Source organism: Nocardia callitridis, assembly GCF_039543305.1.
Lineage (GTDB): Bacteria > Actinomycetota > Actinomycetes > Mycobacteriales > Mycobacteriaceae > Nocardia > Nocardia callitridis.
The window spans coordinates 17,684-39,604 of record NZ_BAABJM010000004.1; the positions used below are offsets into that span (position 1 = coordinate 17,684).

Here is a 21,921-nt window from a genome sequence, read left to right on the forward strand (position 1 = left end):
TCGTCCGTTCGAGGTACTTCCCGCCGTCGGCGGGATCGTTCGAGGGGAGTGCGAGGTGGCGCCGTGATCGAGTCGGACGACCGGTTCGGTCGATGCCGGGTACCGTTTTTCTGGTCGCGACCCGGCGTGTGGCCGCGAACACGCCGTACGATGCGCGGCATCGGAGTGCCGCCACGCGGTAGCGTCTAGCGAGAGCTGGACCGTAGGAAAGCGAGGTCGAGCCTGATCGGTCTCGCTACGCTCGGCGAGGCAACGGGCAGGAACGTGAAGGAGTAGCGGATCGTGACGACAGCCGGAGCGGCGGAGCCGCCGATGGGTGCTGGGGCGCAACCGCTTACGGATCCGCAATCGGGACCGTACTCGGAGGGCGCGGCAGCAGCGCTGTGGGGTAGCGGTGCCGAACCCGTCCCCGACGGTGGGGAGGAACTCGGCCCCACCGGTCGTCCCTTGCGTCTTGTCCCTGATCCGCCCCCGCTCGGTGAGCACGGCAACGCGCTGATCGTCGCCATGTGCAACCAGAAGGGTGGCGTCGGAAAGACCACCTCCACCATCAATCTCGGTGCGGCACTCGCCGAATACGGGCGCAAGGTGCTGCTGGTCGACCTCGATCCGCAGGGTGCGCTTTCGGCGGGACTCGGTGTGGGCCACCATGAGCTGGACTTCACCGTGCACAACCTGTTGATCGGGTCGAAGGTGTCGATCGATGACGTGCTGACGCCGACCAGGGTCGAGAACATGGACCTGCTGCCGAGCAATATCGATCTCTCGGCCGCGGAGATCCAGCTGGTCAACGAGGTGGGTCGAGAGCAATCCCTCGGCAGGGCACTGGAACCGGTGCGCGGCAACTACGACTACATCCTGATCGACTGCCAGCCGTCGCTCGGCCTGCTGACGGTGAACGCGTTGGCCTGCTCCGATGGGGTGATCATTCCGATGGAATGCGAGTATTTCTCGCTGCGCGGTTTGGCGTTGCTCAACGACACCGTGGAGAAGGTCAGGGACCGGCTGAATCCGCGCTTGAGCCTGCACGGAATAGTGGTCACCATGTTCGACGCGCGACTGTTGCACTCGCGCCAGGTGATGGCGCGCCTGGTGGAGGTGTTCGGCGACCTGGTGTACGACACGGCGATCTCGCGCACCGTCCGTTTTCCGGACGCCAGCGTCGCGGGTGAGCCGATCACCACGTGGTCGCCGAAATCAGGTGGGGCCGAAGCGTATCGAGCGATGGCACGGGAAGTCATTCACCGGTCGGGCCGGTGATCGGCGCCGCCGACCCCGCGCCACCGACAAGCTCCGAACCGTTCGTCGATTCCGCGGTAGCCGAATTGTCGGAAGCCACGCAGATCGAAGCGGCTACGGAGCACACAGAAGACCCGGAGGACCAGAAAACCGCTGGTATTCCGGCCGTCGATGCCACGCAACCGGAGCCGAAGACCGGATTCCATCTGCGGCTGAGCAACTTCCAGGGCCCGTTCGACCTGTTGCTGACATTGATCAGCTCGCGCAAGCTCGACGTCACCGAGGTGGCGTTGCACCAGGTGACCGACGAGTTCATCGCCTACACCAAGGCGATGACCGCCGATCTCGCGAAGCAGAACACGTTGCGCGCGGACAAGATTCTGGATCAGACCACCGAATTCCTTGTCGTCGCCGCGACGTTGCTCGATCTGAAGGCGGCGCGGTTGCTGCCCGCGGGGGAGATGTCCGACGCGGAGGACCTCGAGCTGTTGGAGGCTCGTGACCTGCTGTTCGCCCGACTCTTGCAGTATCGCGCGTTCAAACAGGTCGCGGCGCTGTTCGCGGAACTGGAGGCGGTCGCGCTGCGTCGGTATCCGCGTGCGGTCGGGTTGGAGGAGCGGTTCGCCGAACTGCTGCCCGAGGTCACCTTGGGGGTCAGCCCGGAGCAGTTCGCCGATATCGCCGCGGCCGCTTTCCGTCCACGACCCGCGCCGACGGTGGGCCTGGACCACCTGCACGCGCATGCCATCTCCGTCGCCGAGCAGGCGGTGCTGGTGTTGGAACGGTTGAAGTTGCGCGGTGTCGGCCAGTGGACCAGCTTCACGGAACTGGTCGACGACTGCGAGGTGCCGATCCAGATCGTCGCGCGCTTCCTCGCACTGCTCGAGCTCTATCGCGGCAAGACGATCGAGTTCGAGCAGCCGGATCCGTTGGGGCCGCTCGCGGTGAGTTGGGTCGGCGACGGGGAGCACGCGGGCGCGGCCACGCAGCCGGTGACGATCGAGGAGGATTACGGGTGAGCCAGGCAGCGACACCGGACGAAGTGGGCGAACACACACCCGATCCGCTCGATGATCCTCGTCTCGACGACGACGAATTCCGGTCCGCGTTGGAGGCGCTGCTGCTGGTGGTCGACGCTCCCGCACCGGTGGAACAGCTGGCCAACGCCCTGGAGGACACCGAGCAGCGAGTGCAGGCCGCGCTGCACGCGATGTCGGCCGAGCTCTCGGCGCGTGGCAGCGGCATCGACCTGCGTTTCGTCGGAGACGGGTGGCGCTTCTATACTCGAACCGAGTACGCGCCGTATGTGGAACGGATGCTGCTCGACGGCTCCCGCTCGAAACTGACGCGGGCGGCCTTGGAAACATTGGCGGTGGTGGCATACCGTCAGCCGGTGACCCGGACCAGGGTCGGCGCGGTACGCGGCGTGAATGTCGACGGTGTCATGCGAACCCTGCTCGCCAGGGGGCTGATCGCCGAGGCAGGCGCCGATCAGGAAACCAACGGCACGCTGTATCGCACGACCGAACTGTTCCTGGAACGGATCGGGTTGGCGTCGTTGAATGATCTACCGCCGCTGGCGCCGTTGCTTCCCGGTGTCGATCTGATCGATGAGATCAACGACAGCCTGGATACCGACCCGCGCTATATCAAGTCGAGAAAACCGACCGAGGCCGATTTGGACCTCGGTACCGAGAACTGACAGGACAACATGAATACGCCCGCTCGCCGAGATGGCACACCGGATCGTAGAAAACGAAATACCGAGCCAGAACGTCAAGGCCGGTCCGATCGCAGTACTCCGCGCGAAGGCGCGCCCACCCGTGGTCGCGGGTCGAGTGCGCGCGGCGCGCAACGAGGTGCGAGCACCCGGGGGGGTGGCTACCGCGGCGCCGATGCGCAGCGCGGTGATTCTCCTCGTGGTGGTTACCGGGGCTCGGACGCGCCCCGTGGCGATTCTGCCCGCGGTGGTTACCGAGGCGCTGAGGCCCGACGCGGCCAGGCCCCTCGTGGCGATTACCGCGATGCCGATGCGCAGCGCGGTGATTCTCCTCGTGGTGGTTACCGGGGTTCCGACGCGCCGCGTGGCGAGTCCACCCGCGGGGCCGGCTATGGTGGCTCGGCTCGCGACAACACCGCACGACGCGGAACCGATCAGCGCCGAACTGCACAGGGCGAGAACAATTCTCGTGGCGCAACCGGCTACGGTGGGCCGCAGCGGCGACCCGCGGGTGCCGGAGCGGGAAAGCCGACCGGCAAGAAGAACAAGCCGAAGCGTCAGTCACCGCAGCCGACGATCCTGAGCAATGCCAAACCCGCGCGGCACCAGAACGTCGATCTCACCGAGGCCGACGGTCCGCGCAGGCTGCCTGCGGGTGAGGGCGAACGATTGCAGAAGGTGCTGGCCAAGGCCGGTGTCGCCTCGCGCCGCGCGGCGGAGGAGATGATCGCGCAGGGCCGAGTCGAGGTCGACGGCGCGATCGTGGTCGAGCAGGGCTTGCGGATCAATCCTGACCTCGCGGTCGTGCGGGTCGACGGCACCCGCGTCATGGTGCGCGACGAGTTGGTGCATGTCGCGATGAACAAGCCGAGGGGCTGGCAGTCGACCATGTCCGACGACCTCGGTCGGCCGTGCATCGGCGATATCGTCGCCGAACGGGTGGCCGCGGGCCAGCGACTGTTCCACGTCGGGCGCTTGGACGCCGACACCGAAGGTCTGCTGCTGCTCACCAACGACGGCGACCTCGCGCATCGCCTGATGCACCCGTCGTTCGAGGTGTCGAAGACCTACCTGGCGACGGTGACCGGTGAGGTCAACCGGTCGGTCGGCAAGCGGCTGAAAGAGGGCGTCGAGCTCGACGACGGCCCGGCCAGGGTCGACCGCTTTCAGGTGCTCGAACTGGGGGAGGGACGTTCCCTGGTGAAGTTGGTGTTGCACGAGGGACGCAAGCACATCGTGCGCAGGTTGCTCGACGCGGTCGGGTTTCCGGTGACGCGGCTCGTGCGCACGAATCTGGGTCCCGTTGTCCTCGGTGACCAGCGGCCGGGCACCCTGCGGGTGCTCGGGCGCGACGAAATCGGCAAACTCTACGAGGCGGTGTCATTGTGAGTGCACTTCGAGGTGGGGTCATGAACGGTGTGGAGACCGGCATGAACGAGCACGACCCCGAGTCGACGTCGGAGGCCACCCCGCTGGTCGTCGCGATGGACGGACCCTCGGGGACCGGCAAGTCCAGCGTCTCGCGGCGCCTGGCGACCCGGCTCGGCGCTCGGTACCTCGATACCGGCGCGATGTACCGGGTGGCGACGCTGTCGGTGTTGCGTGCCGGGGTGGACCTGTCGGATGCCGAGGCGATCGCCGCCGCCGTCGCCGACCTCCCGTTGTCGATCGGCACCGATCCGAGCCATGAGGTGATCGCGCTCGACGGTGCCGATGTCTCCGAGGAGATCCGTGGCGACGCGGTGACGAAGGCGGTGTCCGCGGTGTCGGCCGTCGCCGAGGTGCGGACACTGCTGGTGGCCACGCAGCGCACGATCGCCGCGCGCGCGGGTCGGATCGTGGTCGAGGGTCGCGATATCGGCACGGTGGTCCTCACGGATGCCGACGCCAAGATCTATCTGACCGCGTCCGCCGAGGCGCGTGCTTTCCGCCGTAACCAGCAGAACATCGATGAGGGGCGTGGCGACGACTACGCGGCGGTCCTGGCCGATGTGCAGCGCCGCGACACCCTCGATTCCACTCGTGCGGTGTCGCCGTTGCGTTCGGCCGAGGACGCGATCCTGGTCGACACCAGCGATCTCACCAAGGATCAGGTCATCGACGAGCTGTACCGCATTGTGGGACAGCAGGTTTCGGTGCGTCGTGGGGGAGGTGCTCGATGAGTCATCCGATCAACGAGGATGTGCTTGCCGGAGACGGCATCTGGACCGACGAGTCCGACTGGGACCTCGCCGAGCTCGACGGTGGGTTCGGCGAGGACACCTCGGTGGCGATGCCGACGCTCGCCGTCGTCGGTCGACCGAACGTGGGCAAATCGACCCTGGTGAACCGAATCCTCGGCCGTCGCGAGGCGGTCGTGGAGGACATCCCGGGTGTCACCCGTGACCGCGTCTCCTACGAGGCGAACTGGGCTGGTCGGCGTTTTCTGGTGCAGGACACCGGCGGATGGGAGCCCGACGCCAAGGGCTTGCAGCAGTCGATCGCTCGGCAGGCCGAAGAAGCGATGCGGACCGCCGACGCGATTCTGTTGGTGGTCGACGGTGTGGTCGGCGCCCAGGCCAGCGACGAGGCGGCGGTGCGGCGGCTGCGTCGCTCCAAGATTCCGGTGATTCTCGTCGCCAACAAGGTCGATGACGAACGCGTCGAATCCGAAGCCGCCGCGCTGTGGTCGCTCGGCCTCGGCGAACCACGCATGGTCAGTGCCGCGCACGGTCGTGGCACCGGCGATCTGCTCGATGATGTGCTCGCGGCGTTGCCCGAGACGCCGCGCGAGGGTGTCGCCGGGACGGGTCCGCGCAGGGTGTCGTTGGTCGGCAAGCCGAATGTGGGCAAGTCCAGCCTGCTCAACAAGTTGTCGGGCAATGAGCGCTCGGTGGTGCACGACGTCGCCGGTACCACGGTCGACCCGGTGGATTCGCTGGTCGAATTGGGCGGCAAGATCTGGAAGTTCGTGGATACCGCCGGTTTGCGGCGCAAGGTGTCCAATGCCAGTGGCACCGAGTTCTACGCGTCGTTGCGCACCAAGTCCGCATTGGAGGCCTCGGAGGTCGCGATCATGCTGATCGACGCCTCGCAGCCGATCACCGAGCAGGACCTGCGGGTGATCAGCATGGTGGCCGATTCCGGTCGCGCGCTGGTCTTGGCGTTCAACAAGTGGGATCTGGTCGACGAGGACCGTCGCCTGCAACTCGAGCGCGAGATCGATCGCGACTTGATCCGGGTGCCGTGGGCGGGCCGGGTGAACGTCTCCGCGCACACCGGTCGCGCCGTCGCGAAGTTGGTGCCCGCCATGGAGACCGCGCTCGAATCGTGGGACAAGCGCATTTCGACCGGGCGGCTCAACACCTGGTTGAAGGACGTGGTCGCCGCGACCCCGCCGCCGATGCGCGGCGGCCGGTTGCCCCGAGTGCTGTTCGCTACCCAGGCCACGACCCGACCGCCGACCTTCGTGCTGTTCACCTCGGGCTTCCTGGAGGCTGGTTATCGGCGTTTCCTGGAGCGGCGATTGCGGGAGGAGTTCGGCTTCGACGGCTCGCCGGTGCGCATTTCGGTGCGGGTGCGCGAGAAGCGCGAACGCAAGCGGTAGTCACCGATCGTGACATGACACTGCCCTTGGCTCGGGTCCGAGCCAAGGGCAGTGTCATGTCTCACGGTTGCGGTTGTAGCTGCTCCGGTTCTTCTTCGGGTCGATCGGGCGAAGCGGCTGCGGTCGTCACGGTTTCGGGGGTGAGGTCCCTGGCGATCAAGGAGTCGCCCGCGGTCTCGGCGGCAACCGCGTCGGGAAGCGCGGTTGCCGAGGTCGAGTCGGTCGCGGTTCGGCGTGGCACCAACAGCCAGACCGCCGCTGCCACCAGTGCGCCGATCGCCGCGAGGGTGTAGGAGTTACCGAGGAGGAATTGCTCAGGCGTCCAGGCGAATTCACGGTAGTTCGCCTGTGGCACCCACCAGATCAGACCCTGGGGTATCAGCGGTAGGTCCGATTCCCACGTACCGGTCGCGCTGATCTGCATGGGCCAGGCGAACATGAACAGGTAGATCACCAGCGGTACCGCGATGCGCACGCCGAGCGGGCGTTCGCGCAGCGCCTGGAACACCCACAGCACGGCCGGAATCACCCACACCCAGTAGTGCGTCCAGGAAATCGGCGAGACCAGCAGCATTACCGCGGCGGCGAGCAAGGCGCCGAGGAGTTGATCGCCGCGCAGGTAGGCCACGCGCGCCGCCGCCATGCCCGCGATCGCGAGGACGCCCGAGGCGAGGAAGGCGAGGGTGTTGTCGTCCCAGCTCGACCATTGCAGTCGCCCGAAAACCCCGTTGATCGACTGGTTCTGCACGAAGGCGAAGCCGATGCGGTTCTGCGAGCTCATGGTCGTTGTCCAGAACTGCCAGGCCTGCGCGGGGCGGTACCACAGGCCGATCGCCACCGTGGCGCCGAACGCGCCGCACGCGACGGCCGCGGCCTTGAACTGGCGAGTGATCAGGAGGTAGACGACGAAAACCGCCGGGGTGAGCTTGATTCCGGTGGCGATGCCGATCAGGATGCCGCGATACCAGCGTCCCTTGGGCAGGGCCAGGTCGATCAGCACCATCGCCATCAGGATCACGCTCAATTGCCCGAACCGAAAGGTCTGTTGGACGGGTTCCAGCCAGAGCGCGGCGGCCGCGACGGCGATGGTGAGCGCGAGTGTGGTGGCGGTGCGTTTTCGGTGCTGGAGCACGGCGGTGCTCCAGACGCTGAGCCACAGTGCGGCGAGGGTGAGTACCACGACGCCGGTGCCGATGTAGTCGATCGGTATGCGCGCCAGTTCGGCGCAGATCCAGGCGGCGAAAACGGGGTAGAGGAACGGCAAACCCATGGGGCTGCGTCCGTCGTAAAGGAGGGTGGGGTGCAAGGCCGCGGCGACGCCGCCCCACATATAGACCTGAAGGTCGATCTGATGCCAGAACACCGCCCAATTCGGGCGCAGGAAGGTCAGCCAAGTACCGACAGAAAGACAAGCGAACAGGATGGCAGAGCTGATAGCCGTGAACTTGTGCGGTGTAGGGGCTTTCGTACCCGCAACGGCAACGCGCTGCTCTCCTGTCCGCAGGATGACAGCCATTGAAATTGTGTTTCCTTCATCAGGTAAGACATGTCGCAAACACGCCGACAACTAGATAACCACGCTAACTAGTCGGACCCTATCACTCACCTTCGCGCATATCTCACCATGATCTCGCCGGGTAGATCGTGAGATCGCACGAGGAACGCGCCGCGGCCGAACTGTCCTGCGAGTCGACCGGCGCACACGCGCGATCGACCGGCTCGGCCGTGGCGTTCGACTACTTCGCCAGCGCGGCGACCGTGGCCGCGGCGCCGTGCTCGTAGAGCGAATCCAGCGCTGCCACGTAGGCTTCCACGAATCGCGGCTCGTCGAGGAGATCGCCGAACACGGCGCGATCGGTGAGGAAAGCGGTGCGGTCGGTGCGCTGGCTTTTGGCCAGTGGCGTGAGGCGGTCGCGGAGGCGGTCCACGATATCGATCGGGTTTCCCTGTTCATCGATACCCTCGGCATAGCGCGCCCAGCTGGCGACAATCGCTGCCGCACAGGTGATCTCACCTCCGTCGGCGAGTTGGCTGCGGACTACGGGAAGCAGCCATTTGGGAATGCGGTCGGAGGATTCGGCGCACAGGCGGGCGAGGGTGTCGCCGACGGCGGGATTACTGAAACGCTCGATGAGTGTCTGTTTATAGGCGTCGAGATCGACACCTGGCACCGGAAGTAAAGTCGGTGTCGCCTCGATATTCATGTATCGCAACAACATTCGGCGGAAGTCCGGATTCTGCGCCGCCTCGTGCACCGGACGATAACCACTCAGATAACCGAAGTAGGCCAATGCCTGATGGCTGGCATTGAGCAGGCGCAGCTTCATCAGTTCATACGGTGCGACGTCCTCGACCAGCTGCACGCCCACCTCGTCGAAGTCCGGTCTGCCCAGGCTGAAGGAGTCTTCCAGCACCCACTGGGCGAACGGCTCGGCGATCACCGGCCATTCGTCGAGGACGCCGTACCTGCGCGCGACTTCGTCGGTGGCCGTTGGCGGCGTCGCCGGGGTGATCCGGTCCACCATGGAATTCGGGAACCGCACTTCGGTTCGCACCCATTCGCCGAGTTCTGGATCGCGCAGCCGCGCGAACGCCGAGAAGGTGTCGCGGGCGACATGACCGTTGCCTTCGATGTTGTCGCACGACATCACCGTGAACGGGGGGATGCCACGGCCCCTTCGGCGTACCAGCGCCTCGATGACGAGCCCGAAGATGGTGGCGGGCACCGCGTCCGGTGCGAGATCGGCACGCACAGCCGGATCCTCGGCGTCGAATTCACCGGTGTGCGCGGAGAAGTTGTAGCCACCCTCGGTGACGGTGAGCGAGACGATGCGGGTGGTGGGGTCGGCGAGCTTCTCCAGCACAGCTTCGGGATCGTCGGGGGCATAGAGGTACTTGACGATCGAGCCGATCACGGTGGTGTTCCAGCTGCCGTCGGCCGCGACCGAGGACAGGGTGTAGAGCCCGTCCTGTGCGTCGAGTACGTCGCGCATGCGGCGATCGCCGGGCAGGACGCCGACGCCACAAATGCCCCATTCGCGTGCCTTGCCGTTGCGTAACAGCTGGTCGATGTACATGGCCTGGTGTGCGCGATGGAAACCGCCGACACCGAAATGCACGATGCCGGTCGAGATTTCGGAGCGGTCGTAGTCGGGTGCCGCGAGCGCGGGGCCGAGTTCGCGCAGCGTCGCCTCGCGCAGTGGCACATTCACGGTTCCGGTCATATCCACCCCTCGAGTGTTGTGTAGATCACAATCTCGATGGTAGCCTCCTTTGAGCAACGGGTCACCTGATGAGCAGATGATCACCGCAATGTGTTGTGCCGCCGATCCGCGCACAGTGCATGGATTGTGCAGCGGATCGATGAGAAACGGTTCGATGAGGAGCGCGTGTGGTGACCGAACCAGCCCGGCACGCCACCCCGGACGACGTCCGACTCGCCTTGCGTGCCGCGCAGCTCTACCACCTGGAGGGCGCGACGCAAGCCGAGATCGCCGGGAAACTCGGCGTTTCCCGCCCTACGGCGGGCAGGCTGATCGCGCGGGCGCGGGCGCAGGGCCTGGTGCGGATCGAGATCAGTGTTCCCGAGGAGCTGCGCTCGGCGGTGCATACCGACATCGAGGGTGAGCTGGAGTCGGTCTTCGGCATCACCGAGGCGGTGGTGCTCGGCGACGTGCCCGACGGCTCGCCCTACGGCATGGTGCCGCTGGCGCGGTCCGCGGTCGGCGCGCTCACCCGCAGGTTGCGCGCCGACGACACGCTCGGATTCACCTGGGGCCCCGAAACCAGTGCCGTCGCACGCGAATTGCGTACCAGGGCAGCACGCTGCGCACGGGTGGTGCAACTGGACGGCTCGATGACCTCCGGTGACTACGAAACCGGTGTCGATTACACCCTCGGTCGGTGCGCCAGACAGTTGCAGGCCACGCCGGTGCGACTGCATGCCCCGCTCTACGCCGATTCCGCGACTGTTACCGCGCTGGTGCAGGATTCGGTGCTCGGTCGAGCGATCGCGCTCGGTCGCGACGCGGACGTCATGATGTTCGGCGTCGGCACGGTATCCAAGGCCACCACGCTGTTCGAGGGAAGTTATCTGGACACCGCGATCCTGGACGAGCTGCGCGGCCTCGGCGCGGTCGGCGAGATCGGTGGCCGGTTCTTTCGCGCCGACGGCACCGATGTGCCGGGATCGCTTGCCGCACGGACGGTCTCGGTGGAGTTGGATGCGATCCGCGCCTGCGCGGCCTCGGTGCTGATCTCCGGCGGCCGGGAGAAACACGAAGCCGTGCTCGCGGTGCTGCGCGGTGGTTTGGCCAAGATCCTCGTCACCGATATCGACTGCGCCCGGTGGTTGTTGGAACAGAAAGAGGGTGCTGCCCTGTGAAGCCGCTGAAGTCCATCCCTGGCTCGCGCGGGAGGTTTGTGAAACCGATCCTCGCGCTGGCCGTCTCGGCAGTGCTCGGGCTCTCCGGCTGCGCGGGCGCCGGATCGTTCGGTGCCGGAGGCAAGACCGTGACCATCGCGATGGTCTCGAATTCGCAGATGCAGGACGCGATCGCGCTCTCGGGTGCGTTCGAACGCGAAAACCCCGGCACCAAACTGAAATTCGTGTCGCTGTCGGAGAACGAGGCCCGCGCCAAGATCACCGCGTCGGTCGCCACCGGCGGCGGCGAGTTCGACGTGGTGATGATCAGCAATTACGAGACGCCACAGTGGGCGCACAACGGGTGGCTGGTGAACCTCTCGGACTACGCACGGCGGACGCCGGGGTACGACGAGGCCGATTTCATTCCCACGCTGCGGGAATCGCTGTCCTATCAGGGCGATATGTACGCGGTGCCGTTCTACGGGGAGTCGTCGTTCCTGATGTACCGCAAGGACCTGTTCGAGCAGGCAGGTCTGCGCCTACCCGAGGAACCCACCTGGTCCCAGGTCGCCGACGCGGCGGCGAAACTCGATGATCCGGTCTCCGGGCGCTCGGGGATCTGCCTGCGTGGGAAGCCGGGCTGGGGTGAATCGCTCGCCCCGCTGAACACCGTGATCAACACCTTCGGCGGCCGCTGGTTCGATGAGGACTGGCACGCGCAGCTGACCAGCCCCGAGGTGGAGCGCGCCGTACAGTTCTATGTGGACCTGGTGCGCGCGCACGGCGAACCCGGCGCGGCGACAAGCGGTTTCGGGGAATGTGCGACGCAGCTTTCGCAGGGGAACACCGCGATGTGGTACGACGCGACGTCGGCGGTCTCGGTGCTGGAAGACCCGGAATCGAGCAAGGTGGTCGGCAAGATCGGGTACGCGCTCGCACCGATCGAGCAGAAGCCGAATTCCGGCTGGCTCTACACCTGGTCGCTCGGCATCCCCAAGGCCAGTCACAAGCAGGACCAGGCTTGGCAGTTCATCTCCTGGATGACCGGCAAGCCCTATCTGCGGATGGTGGGTGAACAACTCGGCTGGCCGCGCGTGCCACCGGGCAGCCGCCTTTCGACCTACCAGATCCCGGAATACCGGGCGGCGTCGAAGGCATACGGTCCATTGACGCTGTCCTCGATCGAGGGGGTCGACCCCGCGCACTCCACCACGAAACCGGTGCCCTACACCGGGGTTCAGTTCCTGACGATCCCGGAATTCCAGGATCTCGGCACCAGGGTGAGTCAGCAGATCAGCGCCGCCGTCGCGGGCCAGATCAGTGTGCGCGACGCGCTCGAACAGTCGCAGCAGTACGCCGAGGTCGTCGGCCGGTCGTATCGGGAGAGCCAGTAATCATGTCCGAAACACTCACCGCCGTAGCGGATTCCGAACCTGATACGCCGACCCCGAGCACGTCGGGCCGCGATCGGATCTCGCGCGCCGAAGGCTGGCGTCGCCGAGGTCCGCTGCTACCCGCATTGATCTTCCTGCTCGTCGTCACCCAGGTGCCGTTTCTGTTCACGCTGTACTACTCCACCCAGTCGTGGAACCTGGTGCGGCCGGGATCACGCCACTTCACCGGGCTACAGAATTACGCGGATGTATTCGGCGACAGCCAGTTTCGGCAAGTCGCGCTCAACACCGTGATCATGATCGTCGGCACGGTGCTGATCTCGGTGGTGCTCGGCCTGCTGCTCGCACTGCTGCTCGACCGTGCCTTCTTCGGGCGCGGCGTCGTGCGCACCCTGCTGATCACACCGTTCCTGGTAACCCCGGTGGCGGCGGCGCTGATCTGGAAGACCACCATGCTCGATCCGGTGTTCGGACTGGTGAACTTCGTGCTGAGCCCGTTCGGTGTGGGCCAGATCGACTGGGTGAGCAAGTTTCCGCTGCCCGCGGTCATGGCGGATCTGGTGTGGCAGTGGACGCCGTTCATGATGCTGTTGATCCTCGCGGGCTTGCAGTCGATGCCGCGCGACATCGTGGAAGCCGCGCGCGTCGACGGGGCGAGTTCGTTCTCGATCTTCCGCGAGCTGACGCTGCCGCATCTGCGTCGATTCATCGAACTCGGCGCGGTACTCGGCGCGATCTACCTGGTCAACACCTTCGACGCGGTGTACATGATGACCTCGGGTGGACCGGGGATCGCCAGCGCCAACCTGCCGTTCTACATCTACCAGCGCGCATTCCTCGGCTTCGATATCGGCCAGGCCGCCGCCATGGGCGTGGTGACCGTCGTCGCCACCACCATTGTGGCGACGCTGGCACTGCGGTTGCTGTTCAAGTCCTTCACCGGGAAAGAGGAGGCCGCGTGATGAGCGCTCCCGCACGCGAGAAAACCGTGACGGCGCAGGGCATTCCGATGCGTAAACGGCGCAGCGGCGCCGGGTGGCTGTGGAGTGTGCTGGCCTGGGTGATCGGCATCGGCTTCTTTTTCCCGGTGCTGTGGATGGTGATCACCGCCTTCAAACAGGAGGGTGACGCCTACACCGATCCGCCGAAACTGTTCTTCACCCCCACCCTGGACCAGTTCGCCGCCGTGCTCGACAGTGGGATCGGCACCAGCCTGCTGAACTCCACGTTCGCTACCGGAATGTCGACGATTCTGGTGCTGCTCTTGGGCATTCCCGCGGCCTTCGCGCTGTCGTTGCGCCCGGTGCGCCGCACGCAGGACGCGCTGTTCTTCTTCATCGGCACCAAGATGCTCCCGGTGGTCGCGGCGATCGTCCCGCTGTATGTGATCGTCGGTGACATCGGCCTGCTGGACAATATCTGGGCGTTGGTCGTGCTTTACACCGCGATGAACCTGCCGATCGCGGTATGGATGATGCGATCGTTCTTCCTCGAGGTCCCGGGTGAGCTGCTCGAGGCCGCGAGCATGGACGGTGCGAGCATGTGGACGGCGGTACGCGAGGTGATCCTGCCGCTGGTCTCGCCCGGCATCGCCGCGACCGCGCTGATCTGCGTCATCTTCTCCTGGAACGAATTCTTCTTCGCCGTCAATCTGACCGCCGTGCAGGCGCAGACGATGCCGGTGTTCCTGGTCGGCTTCATCACCGGCGAGGGGTTGTACTGGGCGCGGCTGTCGGCCGCGGCCGTGCTCGCCGCGCTGCCCGTTGTCCTTGCCGGTTGGCTCGCACAGAACAAGCTGGTGCGCGGCCTGTCCTTCGGCGCCATCAAGTAAGGAAATCGACATGGCCACCATTCGTTACGATTCGGCGTCCTGCGTGTACCCCGGTGCGCAGACCCTCGCCGTCGACTCACTCGACCTGGACATCGCCGACGGCGAATTCGTCGTGCTCGTCGGGCCTTCCGGTTCGGGGAAGTCGACCGCGCTGCGGATGCTCGCGGGGCTGGAGGAGATCGACGGCGGCACGATCCGCATCGACGATCAAGACATGCTCGGTGTCTCCTCCAAGGACCGCGACATCGCGATGGTCTTCCAGAACTACGCGCTGTATCCGAACAAGACCGTCGGCGAGAACATGGGTTTCGCGCTGAAGATGATGAAAGTGCCGGTGGCCGAGCGTAAACGCCGCGTCGCCGAGGCCGCCGAACTGCTCGGCCTCACCCCCTACCTCGATCGTAAACCCGCGAAACTGTCCGGCGGACAACGACAACGGGTGGCCATGGGCCGCGCGATCGTGCGCGAGCCGAGGGTGTTCTGCATGGATGAGCCGCTGAGCAACCTCGACGCCAAACTGCGCGTGCAGACCCGCACCCAGATCGCCGCGCTGCAACGGCGGCTCGGCACCACCACCGTCTATGTCACCCACGACCAGGTGGAGGCCATGACCATGGGCGACCGGGTCGCCGTGCTGCGTGACGGTAAATTGCAGCAGTTCAGCACCCCCGCCGAACTCTACGACCGGCCGGTGAACGCCTTCGTCGCCGGTTTCATCGGCTCACCGTCGATGAATCTGTGCACCGCGGTGCTGAACTCCGAAGGAGCCGAGATCGCCGGTGCGACAATACCGCTGGCCCGCACCGCCCTGGACGCGCTCGCGACGGCCGGTGTGCGCGAGGTGACCGTGGGTATCCGCCCCGAACAGCTCGAACTGAACAGGGAGGGAGCGGGTTTCGACGCCACGGTGGAACTCGTCGAAGAACTCGGCAACGAGGCCTACGTCTACGCGCGGCTGCCGGGTTCTCCGGTCACCGGGCTCGACGGCGAGCCGGTCACCTTCGTCGTCCGCTCGGCCACCCGCGCCCCCGCGAAGCTCGCGGAGGCGGTGTCGCTGCGGGTGCAAGACGGTGCGGCGGTGCACCTGTTCCATCCGGAGACCGGCGAGCGGATCAAGGACTGAGCGGGTTATTCCTTCGGCCATATCGTCACGTCGAGATCCACGTAGTAGTCGCTGTCGGATTCGCGGTCGACGATCGAGACCGTGGCGACGATCGAGCTACCGGTGACACAAAACGTCGAGCCCGGGGTAGCCGAGCGAGTCGGTGTACCGAGTTGTCTGCTCGCACGCCTCTTTGGTGACAGGGCCATCGGGTCGTGCGAGCGACAGCTCGCCCTGCGCGAGAAGACCCAGCGATTGGCTGTAGTACAGGCCGGGATTTGCTGTACTGGCCCCTTTTACGGGACGAGCGCACACCGGGTCTTTCGATAGGTTGGGCCGCCGAGTCGACGACTGCTCGATCCGCCGTCATCGGACTTTCGGTTCAGGTTTTGGTCGAACGGCTGATGGCGCTCAGGGAGTGCTGAGTCGTAGGGGAACGCCGAGTGCGTCAGCGAGGGCCTCGAGCAAGGCGTCCGGTCTGTCGAGCGGAATGATGTGGCCGCAGTCGGGGATGACGTGCTCGGTGAGATTGTTTGTGATGGGCCGTAATTGGCAGGCGAGAGACTCGCCGACCGGGTGCGCGCCGATGGCCGTGGTGGGCGTGGTGAGGCGGTGGGTGCTGACCGCGGCATCGATCTGGTGCGCGGTTGTCGGCATCGCACGGTAGTGGGAGAAGGCGCCGCGCAACGACTCTCGGCCGCTGTAGGCGTCGAGGAAGGCGGAGCGTTCGTTCGGTGGTACGCCGTGTCCTCGGGTGCCCGCGGTGAGAAACCAGTCGATGTATTCGGCTTCGTGTCCGATGAGCACGGTTTCGGCGAGATCGGGGACGGCGTGGAAGCCGAACCACCACGGTGGGCCGCCCGCGTGGAATGCCTCGGCGCCGGGCAGTGTGCCGAGCGTGGCTTCCATGAGCACCAGGCGGCGCACGCGTTCCGGGTGGTGCAGTGCCAGCAGAAACGCCGCGGGAACGCCCGCATCGATCGCGATCACGTCGGCGTTCGGTTCGCCGAGTGCGTCGAGGACGCCCGCCGCGTCGAGCGCCAGATTCGCGCTGTCGTAGCCGTCGGCGGCGCGGGTGGCGGCGCCGAGCCCGCGCAGGTCCGGCGCGAGCACCCGAAAGTGGTGGGCGAGTGGGCCGATCACCGTGTTCCAGACCTGCCAGGTGTGCGGAAATCCGTGCAGCAGCAGGATCGCGGGTCCCGCGCCCGCCGTCGCCACCGTGGTCTCGATTCCGTTGGTTCGGACGCGCCGGAGTGCGAGGGGAGTGGGTGCGGTGGGCATGGTTCCTCCGATGCGGTAACAATTGGTGACCAGATGACGGTAGGAAATCCACGGGATGCTGCCAAGAAGGCACTTTCGAGAAAGGTGGTGAGGTCGAGGTGACCACCCCCCGCGCCGAGCCGGCACGCGGCGACCTGTTCGACCCCGCGTGTCCGACCCGACGATTACTCGACCGGATCGGCACGAAATGGGTGTCGATGGTCGTCAAGGTGTTGGCCGAGGCAGCGCCGCAGGAGGTGCGCTTCGCCGAGCTACGGCGGCGGATACCCGGCGTCTCACAGAAGATGCTGTCGGTGACGCTGCACGGCCTGGTCGCGGACGGATTGGTCGCCCGAAGAGTGGAACCCACCGTGCCTCCGCGCGTGCACTACGGATTGACCGAACTCGGCGTCTCGCTGGAGGTTCCGCTAGCCGCGCTGCGAGAGTGGGCCGAGGTCCACATGCCGCGGATCGACCGCTGAGTCAGTGGCGCCCGGTCGGGTCGGCGGAGCCGCGAGTCTCGTCCGCCACCTCGTCGACACGGTTGCGCGAGTCGGTGCCGCGCGATCAGGTCTTGCGCAGGATGTGCAAGACGAGGACGAGTCCGATGAACAACAAGGCACTGGCCACACAGGTGATAACGATCGAGTGCGACAACACCGCGACACCGATGGCGAACGCGAGCCACGCGAGCAGCGCGAGCGCCGCGGTGCCCGGTTCGAAACCGGTGATTCGGGTCGGCTGGTGGTCGGGCATGTCGAACCTATCGGTGAGTGATCAATGGACTTGCCGGACGGCGGGGCCCGGCAGGGGCGGCGGCTGATCAGTGACCACCTGCCGCCCCGACTCGGTCAGGAATTCTTGGCCGACTCGTCGTTGCCAGCCGAGCGCAGCGCGTCCTTGGTCTTGTCGACCGCGTCGCCGACCGCGCCCTTGATCTTCTCGACCGCATCCGACGCGGCGGCGCCTGCCTGGTCGGTCTTGCCTTCCGTGCGCAGGTCGTCGTCGCCGGTCGCCTTGCCCGCCGCCTCCTTGGCCTTACCGCTGAAATCGTCGATCTTGTTACTGATCTTGTCGCCCGTGGACATCAATACCTCCCGTACTGTTTGCGACGCGTCCTGGTTCGGACGCGCACTGTGGGAAAGACACGGCGGGATCAAGAAATCGCACGCTCGAATCGATGCGATAACGATCACGCCACAATGGGCGGCCGTCGCCGTGAGCTTTCTCGATTCGGGGTGTCATGCGGTGAGTGGTGGAGGAGGTGCATAAGTAATGACCGGAGCGGCCACGACCGAATTACCCGGTTCCGTGCCGGACGACGACACCTTGGTCGGCCGCGCGCGCGACGGCGACATGCGTGCGTACGAGCAGTTGGTGGTCCGATATCAGGGCCAAATGTTTCGCCTGTCGGTCAAGATGCTCGCCGACCGCGCCGACGCCGAGGATGTGGTGCAGGACGTCTTCCTCAATGCCTGGCGCAGGCTGGCCCAACTCAATGACGACAGCGCGTTCGTCGGCTGGTTGTATCGCATGACGACCAACCGCTGTCTGAACGTCATCCGTGCGCGACGGCCGCGCACCGACGTCGACCCCGACACCACCGAATCTCAACGCACGGAAACAAGACCCGACCATGCCGTGCAGGTCAGTTCGCAGTTGCAGGCGCTCAACGACGCACTGCAACTACTCACGCCGGAGCAGCGAGCCTGCTGGCTGCTGCGTGAGGTGCACGGGCTGTCCTACGAGGAGATCGGCGACATAGTCGAGGCGAAAACAACGGCGGTGCGCGGCAGAATCGCGCGAGCGCGAGCCCATTTGTCCGAGGTGATGAAACCATGGCGGTGAACGGCACGACAGACACCGAACAGGATTACCGGTTGCCGTGCGGCCGGGAGATCGAACAGGTCTGGGACCGCCTCGACGCGGTCGAAGCCGGTCTCGGCGACGAGCACGAGAACACCTGCCCGCATTGCGCCGCGGCTCGCGACAGCCTGCGCGCGTTACGCGCGGCCACCGAGGAACTCATCGATGAACCCGAACCGACACCGCCGGATCTGGTCGGCAGGATCATGTCGGCGGTTCGCGCCGAATCACGGCGCGGTCGCAGTGTCGAGCTGCCGACCGACCAGCCCGGCACGGTCGATATCAGCGAACAGGCGGTCGCCGCGGTCGTGCGCTACGCCGCCGACACCGTGGCCGGTGTGCGGGCGCGGCGCTGCCGCGTGCATCCCGTCGGGAGCGATGACGACGGTTGCGCGCTGGTCGATGTCGAGCTCGCGCTGGCGATACGGTTCGGGACCACGGTGCTCGACGACATCTTGCCCGTGGTGCGTGAGCGAGTGCGTGCCGCGCTCGGTGCCAGGATCGGCCTGGTGCTGGTGCGTCTGGATCTGTTGATCGCCGATACCTATTCGGAGGAACCCCAGGAATGACGACCGCCGGTTCGATGTCCGAGATCGTGATCGGCCCCGCGGTGGTCGCCGCGGTGGCCGCACGCGCCGCGGCGACAACCCCGGGCGTACAGCGGCTGGAACCCGGTGTGCGCGGGCTGGTCTCGACCCTGATGCGGGCGGGCAAGCAGCGGGTCACCAATTCCGAGAGTGCGTCTTCGGACGGTGTGCGCGTGCGCAGCACACTGGCGGGTGTGTTGAGTGTGCAAGTAGACGTGGTCATTTCGGGTGAGCGCCGAGCCGCCGAGATCGGGGCGGCGGTGCAACGCGAGGTCGTTCGCGCGGTGCGGGAACAGACCGGCGAGGTCGTCGACGAGGTGTCGGTGTCGATCCTCGACATCGAGCCGGAGTCGCGATGAGTGCCGACGGTGTGGCGCTGCAGGCGCTCATCGAGGCGATCGAGGGCATCGATGGGGTGCGCCTCGCGGTGCCGCTCGGTGCCAAGGCTCCGGACTGGTGGCCATGGGACGCACGGGGTTTCGCCGTGGACCTGGCCCCGGAATCGGTAGAGGTACGGGTGGTGGCGCAAACGCTGCCGCTCGCGCCATTGCTGGAGAAGACCACCGCCCAATTACGGGCGGCGCTGCTGGACACGCGCTGGGCGGATGCCGTATTGCGTGTGGTGGTAGCCGATTTGGACGCCGTGGCCTTCGACCGAAAACACGGTTGTTAGCCACGTCACAGGGAACTGACCGTGACGACAGCCGCGGTTGGCGTGTCGAACCTGTGAAAGCTCGATATCCGCTGTACCCCAAGGGAATCAGGAGTGGTGATGACAGAATCAGCTACGACCGACAAGACGACCGTCGATAAGAAGCCGACCACGGAGAACAACGGCTCGGCCAACCAGCCGGCCAAGGTCAACAGCGCGCTGGTCAGCGAGCAGGGCACCACCAAGATCGCCGACATCGTTGTGCAGAAGGTGGCGGGTATCGCCGCGCGCGAGGTACGCGGCGTGCATGATCTCGGCGGGGGTGCGGCCCGCGCCTTCGGTGCGATCCGGGAACGCATCCCCGGCGCTTCGGCCAGCATCGGCCAGGGCGTCTCGGTCGAGGTCGGCGAGACTCAGGCCGCGGTCGACGTGGAGATCGTCGTCGAATACGGCGTGGCGATCGCCGAGGTGGCCAGGGCCGTGCGGCGCAATGTGATCACCGCGATCGAGCGGATGACCGCGCTGGAGGTGGTCGAGGTGAACATCAACGTCAACGACGTCTTCATTCCCGGCGACGACGACACCGAAGAGGACACGACGCCGAGCAGCCGGGTCCGGTAGTGAGCGCCACAGCGATCAGCCTGGTGGCGGGTCTCGCGCTCGGATTCGCCGCCGCGTTCGGTGGGTTCGGCGCGTTCACCATCGTGCTGCTCTTCGGCGCGGTCGGCCTCCTGGTCGGCCGGTGGCTCGACGGCGAACTCGACGTGGTCGGACTCGTGCGTTCGGCGCAGCGCAAGGGCAGACGATGACAGCGGTCGCGGCTGATCCCGGTGATCTCACCAGGCTCGGCGCCGCCGATGCCGAGGGCGCCGGCGCGGCCGGTCCCGGCAGCACCACCGTGGCGCCGAAGGCGGTGCGGCGGATCGCGGCGCAGGTGGTGCGCGAGGTGGCGGGTGTCGACCGGGACGTGCGGGTGCAGGCGCACGTCTCGGGTCAGCGCGCGGTGCTGGAGGTGCGGTTGCCGATCGAATATCCGAAACCGGTCGACCGAGTCACCGAGGCGTGTCGTGCTCATCTTGCCGACCGGCTGGCCGCGTTGACCGGCATGACCGTGGCACGGATCGACATCGAGGTGTCCGCGTTGACCACCGTCGGGCCGACGCGCGTCGTCGAGAGCAGGGTCCGATGATCCGCCGTCCGCGGCGGGTGGTGTTGGCGACCCTCGTCGCGGTGGTGCTGCTCGCGCTGAGCGTCGCGGTCGCGGTGTCGCTGATCCAGCGGCTCGTCGGCGCTGGTCAGTTCCTGTCCTACGACACCGTCGCTGGCTGGTTGCATGGTGCGACCTGGAATCAGACCGTCGTACTCGTGGTGGGCGCGATCGCGGCGGCGGTGGGGCTGGTGCTCTTGCTGGTGGCACTGTGGCCGGGCAAGCCGGTGGTGTTGGCGCTCGCACCGGAGGGTGAGGTGTCCGCTGGGGTGAGCCGTCAGGGTCTGCGCACCGCGTTGCGCAGCACCGCGCACCAGGTCGACGGGATCGAGTCGGCGCGAATTCGCTTGCGCCGCAAGTCGATCAAGGTGTTCGCGCGCTCCGACCGGACCGATTACGACGGCTTGGCCGACGTCGTGTGCGACACGCTCACCCAGCGGGTCCAGCAGATCGGCCCGCCCTCGATACGGCGGGTCCGCGCGAAGCTGAGCGGGCCGAAGACAGGAGAGCTGCGATGAGCAGGGCTGATCGTCCCGCCGGACTGAACCGCACACTGATCGGCCTGTTGGGAGTGGCGCTGCTCGTCGCGGGCGGTCTCGCTATCGCCGCGCATTACGGCCGGTTGTGGTGGGTCGATGAGCACTCGACGCTGGTGCCGGGCACCGAGGCGCCGCCGACCTGGGTGTTGTGGGCGGTCGTCGCGGGCGCGGTGGTGCTGGGGCTTTTGTGCCTGCGATGGCTGCTCGCCCAATTGTTCCGCATGCCGAAATCCGCGCGCTGGCGCAGCGAGGGCAGTGCGTGGCCGGGCTCGACGGTGTTGGAATCCTCGACCACCGCGGAGCCGGTGGCCGCCGATGTCGAGGGTTACGAGGGTGTGCGCTCGGCGTCGGCCTGGGTCTCGGGGCGACGGACGCAACCGCGGTTGCATCTGTTGGTGACCGCGGAGCCTGCCGTCGATGTCTCCGCCTTACGCGAGCGGATCATGAGTCACGCGGTCGCCCGATTGCGGGAGGCGCTCGAGGTCGAGACCGTTGCGGTGACCATGGAGTTGCGGTTCACCGAGGACAAGAAGGTCGCCCGAGTGAATTGAGCTCGACGGCCGCCAGCCGGC

The 21,921-nt window shown here is 66.4% G+C and carries 26 protein-coding genes; 21 read left to right on the plus strand and 5 right to left on the minus strand.

All coding sequences use genetic code 11. The annotated features are described in order from the left end of the window. Window positions 1-312: 312 nt before the first annotated feature. From ABEA50_RS20380 to der, 6 genes are all read left to right on the plus strand, one after another. The gene (locus ABEA50_RS20380; protein ID WP_425577688.1) at window positions 313-1,260 is read left to right on the plus strand and encodes a ParA family protein; all 948 of its coding nucleotides are present in this window, start codon (window positions 313-315) and stop codon (window positions 1,258-1,260) included. Between the two features lie 137 nt (window positions 1,261-1,397). Then, window positions 1,398-2,258 carry a segregation and condensation protein A gene (locus tag ABEA50_RS20385; protein WP_345497693.1) on the plus strand — a complete coding sequence of 287 codons (861 nt, stop codon included), beginning with the start codon at window positions 1,398-1,400 and terminating at the stop codon, window positions 2,256-2,258. Window positions 2,259-2,281: 23 nt separating this feature from the next. Then, the gene (gene scpB, locus ABEA50_RS20390) at window positions 2,282-2,941 is read left to right on the plus strand and encodes an SMC-Scp complex subunit ScpB (RefSeq protein WP_345497694.1); all 660 of its coding nucleotides are present in this window, start codon (window positions 2,282-2,284) and stop codon (window positions 2,939-2,941) included. Window positions 2,942-2,950: 9 nt separating this feature from the next. Beyond that, window positions 2,951-4,348 carry a pseudouridine synthase gene (locus tag ABEA50_RS20395; protein ID WP_345497180.1) on the plus strand — a complete coding sequence of 466 codons (1,398 nt, stop codon included), beginning with the start codon at window positions 2,951-2,953 and terminating at the stop codon, window positions 4,346-4,348. A 41-nt stretch (window positions 4,349-4,389) separates the two neighbouring features. Then, window positions 4,390-5,121: a (d)CMP kinase gene (gene cmk / locus ABEA50_RS20400; RefSeq protein ID WP_345497697.1), complete on the plus strand. Its 732-nt coding sequence runs from the start codon at window positions 4,390-4,392 to the stop codon at window positions 5,119-5,121. Next, window positions 5,118-6,545, plus strand: coding sequence for a ribosome biogenesis GTPase Der (gene der, locus ABEA50_RS20405; RefSeq protein WP_345497181.1), 1,428 nt, complete (start codon window positions 5,118-5,120; stop codon window positions 6,543-6,545). The genes cmk and der overlap by 4 nt, the downstream gene beginning before the upstream one ends. A gap of 61 nt (window positions 6,546-6,606) precedes the next feature. Here the strand turns inward: der and ABEA50_RS20410 are convergent, their stop codons facing one another. Both ABEA50_RS20410 and ABEA50_RS20415 read right to left on the minus strand, forming a co-directional pair. Then, the gene (locus ABEA50_RS20410; RefSeq protein ID WP_345497182.1) at window positions 6,607-8,061 is read right to left on the minus strand and encodes a glycosyltransferase 87 family protein; all 1,455 of its coding nucleotides are present in this window, start codon (window positions 8,059-8,061) and stop codon (window positions 6,607-6,609) included. Between the two features lie 220 nt (window positions 8,062-8,281). Then, the gene (locus ABEA50_RS20415; RefSeq protein WP_345497183.1) at window positions 8,282-9,769 is read right to left on the minus strand and encodes a mannitol dehydrogenase family protein; all 1,488 of its coding nucleotides are present in this window, start codon (window positions 9,767-9,769) and stop codon (window positions 8,282-8,284) included. 170 nt (window positions 9,770-9,939) lie between these two features. Between ABEA50_RS20415 and ABEA50_RS20420 the strand changes: the two genes are divergently transcribed. From ABEA50_RS20420 to ABEA50_RS20440, 5 genes are read left to right on the plus strand one after another with little or no spacing between them, the layout of a single operon-like run. Beyond that, a complete protein-coding gene (locus ABEA50_RS20420; RefSeq protein ID WP_425577679.1) occupies window positions 9,940-10,929 on the plus strand; it encodes a sugar-binding transcriptional regulator in 990 nt (329 codons plus the stop codon). 38 nt (window positions 10,930-10,967) lie between these two features. Beyond that, a complete protein-coding gene (locus tag ABEA50_RS20425; RefSeq protein ID WP_345497185.1) occupies window positions 10,968-12,305 on the plus strand; it encodes an ABC transporter substrate-binding protein in 1,338 nt (445 codons plus the stop codon). A 2-nt stretch (window positions 12,306-12,307) separates the two neighbouring features. Continuing rightward, complete coding sequence (locus ABEA50_RS20430; protein ID WP_345497186.1) at window positions 12,308-13,267, plus strand: carbohydrate ABC transporter permease; 960 nt, start codon at window positions 12,308-12,310, stop codon at window positions 13,265-13,267. Window positions 13,268-13,314: 47 nt separating this feature from the next. Beyond that, on the plus strand, window positions 13,315-14,136 hold the full coding sequence (locus ABEA50_RS20435) for a carbohydrate ABC transporter permease (protein WP_345497699.1): 822 nt from the start codon (window positions 13,315-13,317) through the stop codon (window positions 14,134-14,136). Between the two features lie 10 nt (window positions 14,137-14,146). After that, the gene (locus ABEA50_RS20440; protein ID WP_345497187.1) at window positions 14,147-15,259 is read left to right on the plus strand and encodes an ABC transporter ATP-binding protein; all 1,113 of its coding nucleotides are present in this window, start codon (window positions 14,147-14,149) and stop codon (window positions 15,257-15,259) included. 390 nt (window positions 15,260-15,649) lie between these two features. Here the strand turns inward: ABEA50_RS20440 and ABEA50_RS20445 are convergent, their stop codons facing one another. After that, window positions 15,650-16,519 (minus strand): alpha/beta hydrolase, encoded by an 870-nt coding sequence (locus ABEA50_RS20445; RefSeq protein ID WP_345497188.1) that lies wholly within the window; start codon window positions 16,517-16,519, stop codon window positions 15,650-15,652. 98 nt (window positions 16,520-16,617) lie between these two features. Between ABEA50_RS20445 and ABEA50_RS20450 the strand changes: the two genes are divergently transcribed. Further along, window positions 16,618-16,980, plus strand: a complete 363-nt coding sequence (locus ABEA50_RS20450; protein WP_345497189.1) for a winged helix-turn-helix transcriptional regulator — start codon at window positions 16,618-16,620, stop codon at window positions 16,978-16,980. Window positions 16,981-17,065: 85 nt separating this feature from the next. On the opposite strand, the gene ABEA50_RS20455 is transcribed toward ABEA50_RS20450, so the two are convergent. Both ABEA50_RS20455 and ABEA50_RS20460 read right to left on the minus strand, forming a co-directional pair. Continuing rightward, window positions 17,066-17,254 carry a hypothetical protein gene (locus ABEA50_RS20455; RefSeq protein ID WP_345497190.1) on the minus strand — a complete coding sequence of 63 codons (189 nt, stop codon included), beginning with the start codon at window positions 17,252-17,254 and terminating at the stop codon, window positions 17,066-17,068. 95 nt (window positions 17,255-17,349) lie between these two features. Further along, the gene (locus tag ABEA50_RS20460; protein WP_345497191.1) at window positions 17,350-17,586 is read right to left on the minus strand and encodes a CsbD family protein; all 237 of its coding nucleotides are present in this window, start codon (window positions 17,584-17,586) and stop codon (window positions 17,350-17,352) included. 187 nt (window positions 17,587-17,773) lie between these two features. On the opposite strand from ABEA50_RS20460, the gene ABEA50_RS20465 reads away from it, so the two are divergent. The 9 genes from ABEA50_RS20465 to amaP all read left to right on the plus strand — a co-directional run bounded on the left by ABEA50_RS20465 (window position 17,774) and on the right by amaP (window position 21,900). Continuing rightward, window positions 17,774-18,346, plus strand: a complete 573-nt coding sequence (locus ABEA50_RS20465) for an RNA polymerase sigma factor (RefSeq protein ID WP_345497192.1) — start codon at window positions 17,774-17,776, stop codon at window positions 18,344-18,346. After that, window positions 18,337-18,933, plus strand: coding sequence for an anti-sigma factor family protein (locus tag ABEA50_RS20470; protein ID WP_345497193.1), 597 nt, complete (start codon window positions 18,337-18,339; stop codon window positions 18,931-18,933). The genes ABEA50_RS20465 and ABEA50_RS20470 overlap by 10 nt, the downstream gene beginning before the upstream one ends. Beyond that, a complete protein-coding gene (locus ABEA50_RS20475; protein WP_345497194.1) occupies window positions 18,930-19,310 on the plus strand; it encodes an Asp23/Gls24 family envelope stress response protein in 381 nt (126 codons plus the stop codon). The genes ABEA50_RS20470 and ABEA50_RS20475 overlap by 4 nt, the downstream gene beginning before the upstream one ends. Then, window positions 19,307-19,624, plus strand: a complete 318-nt coding sequence (locus tag ABEA50_RS20480) for a hypothetical protein (RefSeq protein ID WP_345497195.1) — start codon at window positions 19,307-19,309, stop codon at window positions 19,622-19,624. The genes ABEA50_RS20475 and ABEA50_RS20480 overlap by 4 nt, the downstream gene beginning before the upstream one ends. 99 nt (window positions 19,625-19,723) lie before the next feature. After that, window positions 19,724-20,224 (plus strand): Asp23/Gls24 family envelope stress response protein, encoded by a 501-nt coding sequence (locus ABEA50_RS20485; protein ID WP_345497196.1) that lies wholly within the window; start codon window positions 19,724-19,726, stop codon window positions 20,222-20,224. After that, entirely contained in the window at window positions 20,224-20,412 is a 189-nt protein-coding gene (locus ABEA50_RS20490) for a hypothetical protein (protein WP_345497197.1), read from the plus strand. The genes ABEA50_RS20485 and ABEA50_RS20490 overlap by 1 nt, the downstream gene beginning before the upstream one ends. Beyond that, window positions 20,409-20,792 (plus strand): Asp23/Gls24 family envelope stress response protein, encoded by a 384-nt coding sequence (locus tag ABEA50_RS20495; RefSeq protein ID WP_345497198.1) that lies wholly within the window; start codon window positions 20,409-20,411, stop codon window positions 20,790-20,792. The genes ABEA50_RS20490 and ABEA50_RS20495 overlap by 4 nt, the downstream gene beginning before the upstream one ends. Then, the gene (locus tag ABEA50_RS20500; protein WP_345497199.1) at window positions 20,789-21,328 is read left to right on the plus strand and encodes a DUF6286 domain-containing protein; all 540 of its coding nucleotides are present in this window, start codon (window positions 20,789-20,791) and stop codon (window positions 21,326-21,328) included. Before ABEA50_RS20495 ends, ABEA50_RS20500 begins: the two co-directional genes overlap by 4 nt. Next, entirely contained in the window at window positions 21,325-21,900 is a 576-nt protein-coding gene (gene amaP, locus ABEA50_RS20505) for an alkaline shock response membrane anchor protein AmaP (RefSeq protein ID WP_345497200.1), read from the plus strand. The genes ABEA50_RS20500 and amaP overlap by 4 nt, the downstream gene beginning before the upstream one ends. Window positions 21,901-21,921: the final 21 nt, after the last annotated feature.